The sequence below is a fragment of the Collimonas fungivorans Ter331 genome, from assembly GCF_000221045.1.
Taxonomy (GTDB): Bacteria; Pseudomonadota; Gammaproteobacteria; order Burkholderiales; family Burkholderiaceae_D; genus Collimonas; species Collimonas fungivorans_A.
The window spans coordinates 2,336,786-2,350,682 of sequence record NC_015856.1 but is presented as its reverse complement, the minus strand read 5'-3'; the positions used below and the strand labels follow the sequence as shown (position 1 = coordinate 2,350,682).

Sequence of the window (13,897 nt, the reverse complement as noted above, 5' to 3'; positions counted from 1 at the left end):
TCTGCCTGCCAGGCGGCTGCTTCAGCTAGAGATAAAACAACTCCTCAGATGGTTTCGATTGCCCGCATCTCGCGCGCCCGCCACCGACAGCATCGCCAGGTCGACGTTGCCGCCCATCTGGAAATCGGTCAGCAAACGGCGGTAACGTTCCAGCGGCGTACGGCTGGCAGCCTGCCAGACCTCGATCATTTCCTGCGATTGCTCGAGCGACGGCGACAGCTGGATCACCTTGGCCGTCAACGCCCGCTGCAAGCCGGTCAGGTCGCTCTGCAAGGCGGTGCGCGCCAGGGTCTGCCAGTGCGAGTCGACCGGCAGCGCACCGGCCCGCTCGCGCATCCAGCCGAAGTTGAGATTGACGTCCAGCGCAAAATAGACCGCCGCCACCAGTTCAAGGCTGCGCTCGGTGGAGGCCGCCACTTCGGCGATATCCAGCACCGCGCCGATCAGTTCGGCGCTGGCGACCCGGCGCGCCAGCTGTTCGGAGACGCCGGCCTGTATCAAGGCATCGCGTTTCGCCCTGAGCGCTTCGGCGTCGCCGGCCGCCAGCAGCGATACCAGCTGCGGTCCCAGCTGGTCGGCGGCCTGGCGGAAGCGCAGCACCGTGGCTTCGATCGACGCTTCTTGCACATGGCGATGCAGGAACCAGAAACTGGCGTGCTCGATCAGGCCGCCGACATCGACAAACATCTGCGCCTGCAGGGCATCCGGCACCAGGTTGTCGAGGGCGTCGATGTCTTGCCAGATTTCCTCGAAACCGAACACCTCGCGCGCGATGACGCTGGCGCGCAGCACGTCGGTCGGGCTGGCGCCGCTTTCGTCGGCCAGCTGGTGGACAAAGGTTGCGCCGACGCGGTTGGTCAGCGTGTTCACCAGGTAGGTCGAGATGATCTCGCGCGCCAACGGATGGCGCTGCATGGCGTCCGGGTAGCGTTCGCGCAGCGGCTGCGGGAAATAAGCGGCCAGCGAACTGGCGATGAACGGGTCTGCCGGCAAATCCGAAGCCAGCAGCTCTTCATACAGCCACATCTTGTTATACGCCATCAGCACCGCACGTTCCGGTGTGGTGAGTCCCAGTTTCGCGGTCTTGCGTTCCGCGCACTCTTCTTCCGACGGCAGGAATTCGACCGCACGGTCCAGCCGGCCGGCGCGTTCCAGGAAACGGATCAGGCGCGACTCCGGCTCCAGCAGGCTGGCGGCGCGGCGGCCCGCCACCGACAAGGCCTGGGTCTGGTAGTAGTTGTCGGTCAGCACCTGCAGGCCGACTTCCTCGGTCATTTCCGCCAGCAGCTTGTTGCGCTGTTTCTCGGTCATTTCGCCTTCGCTGACGATCAGGCCGAGCATGATCTTGATGTTCACCTCATGGTCGGAGCAGTCGACGCCGGCTGAATTGTCGATGGCGTCGGTGCAGATGCGGCCGCCCTTCTGGGCAAACTCGATGCGGCCGAACTGGGTGCAGCCGAGGTTGCCGCCTTCGGCCACCACCTTGCAGTTGAGCTCGGCGCCGTTGACGCGGATCGCGTCGTTGCTGCGGTCGCCGACCTGGGCGTGGCTTTCGCGGGTAGCCTTGATGTAGGTGCCGATGCCGCCGTTGTAGAGCAGGTCCACCGGCGCCAGCAGGATGGCGCGTATCAACTCGGTCGGCGCCAGTTCACTCGCGCTGATGCCGAGCGCCGCCTGCACTTGCGGCGTCAGCGGAATGGTCTTGAGGCTGCGCGCAAAAACGCCGCCGCCGCTGGAAATCAGGCCGGTGTTGTAGTCGGCCCAGCTTGAGCGCGGCAAGGCAAACAGGCGCTCGCGCTCGGCAAAGCTGGCGGCCGGATCGGGATCCGGGTCGAGGAAAATGTGGCGATGGTCGAAACCGGCCAGCAGCTTGATATGGCGCGACAGCAGCATGCCGTTGCCGAACACGTCGCCGGACATGTCGCCGATGCCGACCACGGTGAAATCCTGCTCCTGGGTATTCAGGCCGGTTTCGCGGAAGTGGCGCTTGACCGCTTCCCAGGCGCCGCGCGCGGTGATCCCCATTTTCTTGTGGTCGTAACCGACCGAGCCGCCGGAGGCAAAGGCGTCGCCCAGCCAGAAGCCGTATTCGGCGGAAACCGCATTGGCGTAATCGGAGAAGCTGGCGGTGCCCTTGTCGGCCGCAACCACCAGGTAAGGGTCGTCGGGATCGTAGCGCACCACGTCTTGCGGCGGCACCACCTTGCCGTCGACCAGGTTGTCGGTCAGGTCGAGCAGCCCGCGCAGGAAATTCTGGTAACAGGCCACCCCTTCGCGCAGGTAGGCGTCGCGGTCGCTGGCCGGCGGCGCGTTCTTGAGCACGAAGCCGCCCTTGGAGCCGACCGGCACGATCACTGCGTTCTTGACCATCTGCGCCTTCACCAGGCCCAGCACTTCGGTGCGGAAATCCTCGCGCCGGTCGGACCAGCGCAGCCCGCCGCGGGCCACTTTACCGCCGCGCAGGTGGACGCCCTCAAAACGCGGCGAATAGACCCAGATCTCGAACATCGGCTTGGGCGCGGGCAGCCCCGGCACCTTGGCCGGATCGAACTTGAACGACAGGTAAGGCTTGGGCTGGCCGTCGGCGCCGTGCTGGAAATAGTTGGTGCGCAAGGTGGCGCTGATCACGCCCAGGAACTGGCGCAGGATACGGTCTTCGTCCAGGTTAGGCACCTGGTCCATCGCTTCTTCGGTCTGCTGCAGCAAGGACTTGGCCTTGGCTTCAGCTCCGGCCGCCTGGGACGGATCAAAGCGTACCAGGAACAGTTCCACAAGCTTGCGCGCAATCGCCGGGTTGGCGGTCAAGGCCTGTTCGATATAGGCATTGCTGAACGTGGAGCCGACTTGCCGCAGGTAACGCGCATAAGCACGCAAGATGGTGACTTCGCGCCAGTTGAGCCGGGCCCGCAGAACCAGCCGGTTGAGATCGTCGTTATCCGCCTCGCCGCTCCAGACGCGCGCGAACGCATCTTCGAACACGCCCTTGATGCGGTCGATCTCGACTTCGCTGTCGTCCGCGCTCTGCATGCCGAAATCGTGGATCCAGGCCGGTTCGCCGTCCTGCAGCTCGATGCGGTAAGGACGCTCTTCGTTGACCTTGACGCCCATGTGCTCCAGCATCGGCAAGCTCTGCGACAAGGCCATCGGCTTGCCGGCGCGGTAGATTTTCAGGCGCAGCGAAGCCGGCGCCGCCTCGATTGGGCGGTACAAGCTCATGGCCAGCCCGGTTTCCTGCTGCGCGGCTTCCAGCAAGGCGATGTCGTGCACCGCGGTGCGCGCCGAATAATCTTCGCGGAAACCGGCCGGGAATGACGTGGCGTACCGGCGCAGCAGCCGCGTTCCCTGCTCCTCGCCGCGCTGTTCCAGCAGGGCCTCGGTCAGGTCGTCCTGCCAGCGCCGCGTGGCTTGCACGATGCGCGCTTCCAGCTGTTCGACATTGATGTCGGCAACGCTGCCCGGTTCGGTGCGCACCGTAAACTGGATGCGCGCCAATACCGATTCCGACAGCAAGGGCGTGAATTCGACGCCGGTGCCGTTGAAGGCTTCCAGCAGCAAGTCCTGGATCCGTTCGCGCAGTTCGGTGTTGAAACGGTCGCGCGGCACGAACACCAGGCAGGAAACATAACGGCCGAAAGCGTCGCGCCGCACAAACAGGCGGGTGCGCTGGCGCTCTTCCAGGCGCAGGATGCCGCTGGCGGTATCGAACAGTTCATCTTCGTCGACCTGGAACAGTTCGTCGCGCGGGTACTGCTCGAGGATGGTGGTCAAGGTCTTGGCCAGGTGGCCTCTCGGGACAAAACCGGCGCGCTCCAGCACCTTCGCCACTTTGCGCCGCACCAGCGGGATCTCGCTGGTCGGCACCATGTAGGCGGTCGAGGTATACAGGCCGACAATGCGGCGCTCGCCGATCACCTTGCCGCCGGCGCCGTAGCGCTTGACGCCGACATAGTCGAGATAACCGGCGCGGTGCACGGTGGCGCGCGAATTGGCCTTGGTGATGAAAATCGGCGATTGCGCGTCGATGATGCCTTGCGCGCTGACCGGCAGCTTGGTCATGTCGGCGCTATCGGCGGCGCGCAGGGCATCGCGCAGGATGCCGAGGCCGGAACCGGGTACGCCCTGCAGGTAGTTTTCGCCATCGCTGACCACCAGTTCGTAATCGCGATAGCCGAGGAACGTAAAATGATCATCTATCATCCACTCCAGGAAGGCGCGCGCCTCGGCGATCTCGCCCTGCTGCGCGGCATCGCTGTTGTCCTGCTGCTTGAGATCGTCGATCGCGGCGCTGGCGGCGGTCATCATCTGGCGCCAGTCTTCCACCGCGGCGCGGACGTCGCCCAGCACCTTGAGCACGCCGGCCAGGATTTCTTCCATCCGGGCAGCTTCGGTGCAGCGGTCCACTTCGATATGGATGGTCGACTCCAGCTTTGCCTTATCGTTGTCCTTGCTATCCTTGCCCACATTCTCGCTGGCGCGCTGGATTTTTTCGACCTGGCCGCTGGCGTCGCGCCAGACCCGGAACACCGGGTGGATCACCGCGTGTAGGGTCAGGCCGAGGCGGTTGATCTCGGTGCTTACCGAATCGACCAGGAACGGCATGTCGTCGTTGACGATCTCGATCACGCTATGGCCGGACTGCCAGCCATGCTCGTCCACCCGCGGATTGTAGATGCGCACGCGCGGCGTGCCGCTGACAAAGTGCCGCGCAAACTGCCAGTGGGCGACGGCAGCGCCGTACAGGTCGGCGATGTCGCGGCTCAGTATCTGCTCTTCCCCCACTTGCGAGTAATACTCGACCAGGAAGGCTTGCATCGGTGCGAACACTGCCGGCGCGAGGCGCTCGCGCGCGAATTCGACCATCTCTGTCAGTTTTTGCTGTTTTCTTTCTGCGGCGGTGTTGGGCATGGCTCTCTTTCGGACAGTTAACTTCAAGTCTTACTCTGCTTAGATTCTACCTATGACAGGCACAAAACCACAGGCTTTTAAAAAAAACAACTCTGGCGGCGCGCCTTCTCGGCGCTCCGTCATCTTGCGGTAAAGAGCTTGTGCTAATTTACGCTGACGACGGCGCCAATTCCTGCCGCAGCCGGAGGTTGACAGCCGCTTTTCAGACTACCCAGACTACGGTAAGCGGCCGAAGACACGCAGTCGATGGTGCGCCGCGCCATGGACCGCGCACGTGACAAAACTTTATCGGCAAGGGCAAGGCGCCTGTTTTTCCCTGAACAAAAACGCAACTCCCGACCTCTTGGTTTAGCCGTTCCGGCCGAGCTGCGGAAACCTCTCCATATTTTGCTCTCCAAAAAGCCAGGCCCTCGGTCTGGTGCTGTTTTCCGCCGTTCAACTTTTCCCACAGGAAACTCTTTCTCACCCCCGTCTCATAGTTATTTGACAAAGAAAAACCTTATAAAAATATCAAAAACATAATTTCACGACCTTAAATTCACGAAAAATCAATTTAATTAAAATGTTTACGTTGATTAAATCGATTTTAATGATTACCATAATTCCTGAAGGTAACTTGCTGCATTGCAGTAGTTGTAAAAACCGCTTTGGATGATGCTGGGTTCAAGGCTTGAAAGCGAGTACGGACCTTCATTCGCTTTTTTGATAGTCCAATAAGATAAACTCTCATGTCACACTCAACACACTTGACCTTCCTCCAGTATGTTTTGGGACAGGAGCTCCCAAGGCGGATTGCCGACACGGCGATCCTGGCGATCGCCGCCAATGCCGTCGCCTATTACGTTTTCCACGCAAATCTGTCAGACGCGGCGCCGGTGCACATGGTGCTGCTGTATTTCTGCTGCGTGCTGGCGTTCATGCTGTTCTCCAAGCTCGATCTCTACAACGCCTGGCCGGAGCGTCCCGCCTCGGCCACCTTCATCCGGCTGGCGGCGTCCTGGGCGCTGGTCCTGATCCTCGGCATTTTCATGAGCCGCATGGTGCACGGCATCGGCCGCATCTCGCATCACTGGCTGCTGTATTGGTACCTGACCAGCATGGTGCTGCTGCTGCTGTACCGCTTCGCTTCCCACGTCGCGCTGACGCGCATGCGCAAGCAGGGCTTCAACTTCAAGCGCGTGATCATCGTCGGCTACGGCGAGACCGGCCAGGAAATGCACAGGCGAGCCCTGCAGCAGCCATGGATAGGCTATGAGGTCAATGCCGTGGTGGGCAGCGCCGAACAGACTGAAAACCTGCAGGATGCCAATATTGCCCGCATCAACAAGCTGGAAGACATCCACGCCTACGTCAGCGCCAACCAGATCGATGAAATCTGGATCACCTTGCCGATGAGCGCGGCGGCGCAGCTGCGCCCCCTGCAGATCCACCTGCGCAATACGCTGGTGGACATCCGCTGGGTGCCGGATACGATGGCGATCCAGATGATCAGCCGGCGCATGACAAACTTCCTCGGCACCCCGACCGTCGAGCTGAACCGCCCTGCCCCCAGCGGTGCGCGCGGCATCTGCAAACACCTGCTGGACAAGGTTTTTGCATTGGTAGCGCTAACCGCCCTGACTCCGTTGTTCGTGGCGATCGGCGTCGCCATCAAGATCTCCTCGCCGGGACCGGTATTCTTCAAGCAGGTGCGGCTGGGCCTGAACGGCAAGAAATTCATGATCTACAAATTCCGTTCGATGAAACTGCACCAGGAGCACAACAAGGTCACGCAGGCTACCCAGGGCGATCCGCGCATCACCAGGATCGGCCAGTTCCTGCGCCGCACCAGCCTCGACGAGCTGCCGCAGTTCATCAACGTCCTGCTGGGCGACATGTCGGTCATCGGCCCGCGCCCGCATGCCATGCAGCATAACCAGATGTATGAAGAGCTGCTGGACCTGTACATGGTGCGTCATCGCGTCAAGCCGGGAATCACGGGCTGGGCCCAGATCCATGGCCACCGCGGCGAAACCGACACCCTGGAAAAAATGGAAACGCGGGTCCAGTTCGACCTGCACTACATACAGAACTGGTCGTTCCTGATGGATTTCCGGATCCTGCTGTGGACCGCGTTCAAGGGATGGAGCGGCAAGACCGCCTATTGATCAAAGTTTGCCGGGGCGCTACTTGTTTGCAGCGCCTTTTTTTACAAACCTATCTTCAAGAGTCATCAGCATGCATAAAAAAATCACCAAAGCCGTATTTCCCGTCGCCGGCCTCGGCACTCGGTTCTTGCCGGCCACCAAGGCCAGTCCCAAGGAAATGCTGCCCGTGGTAGACAAGCCCTTGATCCAGTATGCGGTGGAGGAAGCGGCCGCCGCCGGCATCACCGAAATGATTTTTGTCACCGGCCGCAACAAACGCGCCATCGAAGACCATTTCGACAAAGCCTACGAACTGGAAGCCGAACTGCTGGCCAAGAACAAGCAGGCGCTGCTGGAAGTGCTGCGCCAGATCAAGCCGAAGAATGTCGAATGTTTTTATGTGCGGCAGGCGGAAGCGCTGGGCCTGGGCCATGCCGTCCTGTGCGCCGAGCGGCTGGTGCACGGCGAGCCGTTTGCGGTAATCCTGGCGGACGACCTGCTGGATGGAACGATCCCTGTCATGCGCCAGATGACCGATCTGTATGCGGACTATGGCAGCAGCATCATCGGCGTCGAGGCAATCGCGCCGGTGCAGAGCCGTTCCTACGGCGTGGTGGCCGGCACGGCGGCCGGCGATCGCTTGCACAAACTGCACGGAATCGTGGAAAAACCGGCGCCGGAAGAGGCCCCTTCCAACCTGGGCGTGGTCGGACGCTATATCCTGAACCCGTCGATTTTCGACCACCTTCATACGCTGCAGCCAGGTTCTGGCGGCGAACTGCAGCTGACCGACGGCATCGCCTCATTGCTGGCGCAGGAAGAAGTGATGGCCTACCAGTTCGAAGGTACGCGCTACGATTGCGGCAGCAAGCTCGGCTACCTGCAAGCCTCGGTAAAATTCGCGCTGAAACATCCTGAAGTCAAAGAGGAATTCCGCGAATTCCTCAATAACTTCATCGCCGACAAGATCTAATCGTATAGCGTGACTGCCAGCGGCGACGGACCAGCGTTGATATCGACGCTGCCGGCGCCTTCCGGGCAGGGCTTGTCGCCCTGCTGCGGATAAAACTCACTGATGATGCAGCGCTGCCCCTTGTTCCTCGGGATCGAAAAACCACCGCCAGGGCCAGAGCGCGCCGCCGAACTCCATACGACGTGGACGCTGCGCTTTGCCGCAGCCCCCGGCTGGCTATTCAAGACCAGCTGGTACGCCTCCCCTACTTTCTCGCTGCCGGCAAGCTGGGTATCTTTCAGCTTGCCCAGCAAATGCTTGAGCGCCGGCAAAGCCTGCTTGACCTGGCCACTGCTGTCGGTCAGGCCGTAATTCTGTTCGCGCGCAGCGCGGTCCGACCCGGTGTCTTGCCACTGGTAGATATTCACCAGCGGAATGCCGGCAAATACCGTCGACAGATACTCCCTCAGCACCAGCTGCGCCTGGCCGCCCTGGTCCCTGGCGGCGGTAAAGTTAGAGTATCCCCACTCGGATGCAATCATCGGCAATTCGCCCTTGCCGTACTTGTGCAGCAGCTCGCGGCTTTTGGTCGCATCGTCGGCCAACGTTTCGGGGATTTTCCGGTACGGATGCACCGACACGCCGCTCAGGCAGTTTTGCAGCGAGATGGCGAGCAGCTTGTCGTCCGGGATCTTCGGCTGCAAATTCGGCAGCTTGGCGAAACCGAAACCGAAGATGTTTTTCTTGACGCCGCCCTTTTGCTGCTCCAGCGCCGAACAGATTTTCTGTATCGCCGGCACCAGGCCGGCTTGCAGCATGCCCGGCTTCAGGAAAGTCGGATTGTCCGGCTCGTTCCACAGTTCCCACAAGATGTTTGGATCGGCGTACTGGTTCAAGGTGGTCAGGGCAAACTTGGAGAAATTGTCGGCCGCATCCAGCGGCGTCATGGTGGCCGACATCATCCGTTTCGGCTGTACCCAGACCGTGGCGCCGCCAAACAGGGTGATGATGGGTTTCAGCTGCGCCTTGCGCAAGCGCTCCAGCAGTTCCGAAAAATCCTGCGGCTTGTCGCTGACCGGCGGACGGGTGCCGAACCTGACGTATTCGAAACCGGCATCCTTGATGGCCGCCAGTTGCTGGTTTGATATTTGCGACGGATTGATCTGGACGCTGATGGCCGCCGGGTAGACCGAATGGATGCCGTATTTTTCCCACGCAGACGCTTGAGAAGCCGCCAATACGCCGCAAACAGGAATAAGCCATGCTGCAGGTAGTTTCATCTGTCGCTCCTGTCGAATAGAAGCCTGTTGGATGGCAAATGCCCTAATTGGTTTGCCGCAGGCGTGAAAATAATTTCTGGTAGCTGGCGATGAACTGGCCAGGGGAGAAACGTATCAGGTAAGAGGCGCGCGCCGCCTCTGCGTAGTCGCCCAGGCTGGTGCGGTTCAGGTTTTCCAGCTTTTCGGCCAGGTCGCCCGCGGTGCAGTTGAAAATCAGGCCGTTGACCGCATGCTCCACGATGTCGGGCAAGGCGCCGCGATTGCTGGCGACCACCGGCACATAACTGCGGAAAGCCTCGAGCGCAGTCAGCCCGAACCCTTCGGCGCGCGACGGCATCACCAGCACATCGGCCAGGTCGTAATAGGCATTGATTTCGGCCTGCCCTATCCAGCCGTAATAATGCACGTTGGCCGCTTCCAGCATTTCGATCTGCAGATTCGCCAGCACCGGCGCACCGACGATATGATACACATAGTTCGGCCGGCTCTTTTGCAGGATGCGGATGGCGTCCACCAGGATATCGTAGCCCTTTTGGTGATCCAGCCGGCCGACAAACAGGATATGCAAACGCCCGTCATCCTGGTTTCCGCCGTCCTTGGCCGGCGGCAGGATGCGGTCGAGGACGGTGTTCTGGATCAGGATGCAGTTGCGGGAGAAACCAAACTTGCGGTTGTTGACATGTTCGTAACGCGAGATATCGATCACCGCGTTGGGGATATACGACATGATTTTTTCGATCGCGCGGGTAACCAGGGTCACCGATCTGCTGCGGTCGCGGAAGCTGGCCCAGCCGTGGGCGCAATAGATCGTCTTTACCTTGCGCCCCAGCCATGGCTTGGCCAGGCACAACGCAACGCCGGCGAAGGTGCTGTGGGCGTAGACCATGTCAGGGTGCGATTTGCGTACCTGGCGCACGATCGCCAGCGCCAGCTTGAACGGCCCCAGCCCGCCGCGCGAATGCGAGTGATGATGCACCCGCTCCGCTTTCAGCTGATCGGCCTGGGCGGCAGGAACCAGGTAATCGAAACGGCAGTTGAAATCGGCGCTGAGGCGTTCCAGCGTTTCCAGGTAGGTGGCCACTCCGCCTTTGATCGTTTCGGCCACGTTCAGCACATGCAGCACGGGTTCTGGCGTTTCCATTTAAGTCTCCCGATAGAAATGCGCCGATGCTGGCGCGGCGGCCGGGTGGCGCGAGATCTCACGCCTCGGCTGAAGGTAATCAATGCCGAATACGCAAAATGCATAGGCGGTCAGGTGACGGAAAAACGATCCGAGGTCGGGCTCGAAGAAGGTCTGGATAGCGAAATTGGCTACGAGCAGCAAGAACAGCGGATGTTTGTGGTTATGCCGCCGGAACATGAGGAACGTCAGCAGCCATAGCGTGAAAGACAGGAAAATCTCTTGCACGCGCAGGGAAAAGATAGGGGCAAAATAAAAGCGCAACGCGGCAAAACCGGCGTTCGGGAAAGCCGTCATGATGCCGTTCGGCGTCAGCACATTGGAGAAGATGGTCTTCGAATCGGACAAGCCTTCTCTTTCCATGTTGATGATGTCGCGCGCCTGTTGCAGCTGGTTCCAGAAATCTCCCGGCAACAGCAGGCAGGCGGCTATGATGCCGAGCACGATCACGGCGCGCAGCTTGCCGCGTGTGCTGAACACGATGTGCATGACCACCATGATGGCGGCGATCAGCACGTAGTAGATGCGGAACTGCCAGGCATACAGCAGGTAGATCGCAATCACCAGCGCGGTCTTGCTGTGGTTGGAGATGCGCCAGGTGCAGACATAACAGACCAGCAGGTTCAGCAGGATGACGATGATTTCCTTCGACAGCTTCAGATTGAACAGCGTGAACGACAGCATCAGGACGATGGCGAACGCGAGGTCGATCAGCCGCAGCGATTTGCCGCTGATGTAGTAGATCACCGAGCAGGTGGCCACCAGCAGCAGCACTTGCGACCAGGCCGACCCGAGGAAGGAAAAAATCACCGCCGTGCTGACGAACGAATTCTGCTCGGCCAGGCTGAGGTCGGTATATTTCATCAGGTCGATGATGGTGGTTTCATCGGTGAAGAAATAACTCGGGAGGAACGCCCGCTGGTACATGTAGATGAGTGCGGTCAGCACCAGCATCAGGATCCCGCAGATGAGCCGGATCTCGGGGGCGATGCGCTTGTCGAATAAGGAGCCCATGCTTGCTTATGCAGCAGCCGCGGCGGCCCTGCCGGCCTGGTCTCGGTCCGGCTCTGGCGCGGACGCCTTGGCGGCCAGGCCTGAACGTTCCAGCAAGGCCGCGATTTCGGTCGTCAGCTGTTGCGTCAGGCGCACTTTCTCGCCAGTGCCATCCACTTGCAACGCCTGATACAGCAGCTTGAAAGTACGGGTGACGTCCGGCACCGGCGCCTGCATGAAGAAGCGGCCGCGGCCGGTCAGTTCGAAAAACGACTGGACCTTGCTGTCCCAGTTCAGACCGATGCTCGGGATATCCAGCGCGTAGGCGACAATATTGGCATGCAGCCGGTGCGCGATGATGCAGTCGCACTGGCCGATGTTGGCCACCAGCTGCGATGGCACGCCAGGACGCGGCAGGTTGACGATCTCAGGATCGAGGTCGGCTGCCAGCGCGTCCTTGAATGCCTCGTCTTCCGGCGAGCCGTTGGTAAACAGGTGCACCCGGTATCCCAGCGTCATCGCCTGCTGCGCCAGCTCCTGGAAATATTTACCGATGCGCTCGCTGTAGTCCTGCTTCTCGACGCCGGCCTGGTTCAGTTCCAGCGGACTGGAAATGCAGATTCCCAGCACATTGCCGGCAGTGCGCGGCGGCAGGAATGCGGCAAACGTCTGCTGCGAATAGATGCCTGGATCCGGCGTCACCTTGACCTCCAGCGGCTGCGCCAGGATCAGCTTCAGATTCTGCGCCGAGGCGATGTCGCGGGTGCTGGCCTGGATCGGCGCCAGGTTTTCCCAGGTGCGCTTGATCAGGCCGGTGCCGGCGCGCGACATGCTCTTCGACACGCCGACGCCGAATACCGCGACCTTGCCGGACTTGCCGGCGGCCTTGACCGCCTTCGACAGCAGGAACAGCTTGACCGGGAAGTTCAGGTGCACGTCCAGCAGCAGCTGGCCGCCGCCGACCACGACCAGGTCGGCGTCCGCCAGCTGTGCTACCCACTTGCGGCGCCAGCGCAGAAAATACTGCAGGCTGAAATAAGTGCAGACCGCATACGGACGCAGCAGCTTCGGCACTTTGTTGACCAGCGACTTTTTCGAAATGCCGGCTTTCACATAGTCATCGCGGCCGGCGATATCGAGCGCGCTGACCTCGGCGCCAGGCACGCGCTCCAGCAGCAGCTGCTTGATGTTTTCATAGATGACGCCATCGCCCAGGTTGGGGCTATAGGGAACAGCGCAGATCACGATTTTCATATGGCCACCACTTTTAGACTTTTTCGGATTTGATAAAACATGATGAAAGCGGCGAGTCCCAGGCCGAATACGGTCGGAACGAAGACCGTGCTGACCGAGGTCGCCGGCCGGGTGACGAACACCAGTACGAAACAGAGAAACCCGCCGGCCACCGCCCAGCTGGCCTGATGGGTCAGCTTGAGCGCCTTCAATACGGTGCGCGTGCCCTGGATCGCCGCCAGTATCATCGGCAGCAGGAAGTAGTCGCGCATGTCGAGGCCGCTGTATTTGGCGCCGAACAGCAAGCCGACCAGCAACTGTCCGGAGAGCCACAGCACCAGGCTATAGACCAGGCTGGAAGCCAGCGTCGCCGCGATCAGCATGCGCGCCATGGAAGCAAACCTGGCCGAACCTTCATCGGCCAGCCGCGCCAGCCTCGGCAAGCCGAAATTCGAGATGGCGATATTCAGGTATTGCGCCGGCAGCACCAAGGTCATCACCACCCGGAAGTTGGCGGCCAGGTCGGCCTGCTGCCGCGACATGTAATAAATCACCAGGCCGTGAGTCATGGCCCAGACCATGATCTGGCTCAGGGAATTGTTCAGGCCGAAGCTCAGCCAGGAGATTTTTTCGCCTGGCAGCGGATGCGGGTGCTCTTCTTTCTTTTTCGACATGACGGCGACCAGTCCGCTCACCAGCAGCAGCGGCAAACCGATGGCGGCCAGCAGTTCGCTCAACTGATAAGGACTGTCCTTGGGAATCACGGCAATCGCCGCGCACACGCCGCCCAGCTGGGCCAGTGCCGGCAGCACCGATTTCAGGCTTTTGTTTTCCAGGATGGCGATCGCACGCACCGTCCAGTACGCCACAAAACCTGCTAGCGCCAGGATCAATGCATAGACGAAATATGGTGGCGTATCCGGTATGCGCAAAGCCAGGTAGATCACCACCAGCACGCTTAGCAACGCCATCGGCGCGTGCAGCTTCAGCAGCAGCCGGCGACCTATCGAATAGTCCGATTTGGCGAACACCAGCAACGGTTCCATGACGGTGCAGCCGTGCACGATATTGAGCAGGATCACCGCCGAATAGATGGCCGAAAACGAGGCGAACGCTTCCACGCTCAGGTAGCGCGCCAGCAGCGCCTGGGTGGCAAAAAACGACAGCGTGAAAACTGCTTGCTCAAAAATGACTTGCAGCAGCGCCTTGGCTTTTTTCATATGGCAGG

General features: G+C 60.7%; 8 protein-coding genes. 2 read left to right on the top strand and 6 right to left on the bottom strand.

The window, feature by feature from the left end; genetic code table 11:
• Window positions 1–21: 21 nt before the first annotated feature.
• The gene (locus CFU_RS10315) at window positions 22–4,905 is read right to left on the bottom strand and encodes an NAD-glutamate dehydrogenase (RefSeq protein WP_041741696.1); all 4,884 of its coding nucleotides are present in this window, start codon (window positions 4,903–4,905) and stop codon (window positions 22–24) included.
• Between the two features lie 728 nt (window positions 4,906–5,633).
• Between CFU_RS10315 and CFU_RS10310 the strand changes: the two genes are divergently transcribed.
• Together CFU_RS10310 and galU are read left to right on the top strand one after the other, a co-directional pair.
• Complete coding sequence (locus tag CFU_RS10310) at window positions 5,634–7,052, top strand: undecaprenyl-phosphate glucose phosphotransferase (protein ID WP_014005983.1); 1,419 nt, start codon at window positions 5,634–5,636, stop codon at window positions 7,050–7,052.
• Between the two features lie 70 nt (window positions 7,053–7,122).
• Window positions 7,123–8,004, top strand: a complete 882-nt coding sequence (gene galU, locus CFU_RS10305; RefSeq protein ID WP_041741694.1) for a UTP--glucose-1-phosphate uridylyltransferase GalU — start codon at window positions 7,123–7,125, stop codon at window positions 8,002–8,004.
• Here the strand turns inward: galU and CFU_RS10300 are convergent.
• Genes CFU_RS10300 through CFU_RS10280 form a run of 5 tightly spaced genes read right to left on the bottom strand, consistent with a single transcriptional unit; the run spans window position 8,001 to window position 13,889 of the window.
• Complete coding sequence (locus tag CFU_RS10300) at window positions 8,001–9,263, bottom strand: hypothetical protein (protein WP_014005981.1); 1,263 nt, start codon at window positions 9,261–9,263, stop codon at window positions 8,001–8,003. The two genes, galU and CFU_RS10300, sit on opposite strands and share 4 nt — an antisense overlap.
• Before the next feature lie 43 nt (window positions 9,264–9,306).
• Window positions 9,307–10,404 (bottom strand): glycosyltransferase family 4 protein, encoded by a 1,098-nt coding sequence (locus tag CFU_RS10295; RefSeq protein ID WP_014005980.1) that lies wholly within the window; start codon window positions 10,402–10,404, stop codon window positions 9,307–9,309.
• Complete coding sequence (locus CFU_RS10290) at window positions 10,405–11,457, bottom strand: hypothetical protein (RefSeq protein WP_014005979.1); 1,053 nt, start codon at window positions 11,455–11,457, stop codon at window positions 10,405–10,407.
• A 6-nt stretch (window positions 11,458–11,463) separates the two neighbouring features.
• Window positions 11,464–12,690, bottom strand: coding sequence for a polysaccharide pyruvyl transferase family protein (locus CFU_RS10285; RefSeq protein ID WP_014005978.1), 1,227 nt, complete (start codon window positions 12,688–12,690; stop codon window positions 11,464–11,466).
• Complete coding sequence (locus tag CFU_RS10280) at window positions 12,687–13,889, bottom strand: O-antigen and teichoic acid export membrane protein (protein ID WP_014005977.1); 1,203 nt, start codon at window positions 13,887–13,889, stop codon at window positions 12,687–12,689. The genes CFU_RS10285 and CFU_RS10280 overlap by 4 nt, the downstream gene beginning before the upstream one ends.
• Between the last annotated feature and the right edge of the window lie 8 nt (window positions 13,890–13,897).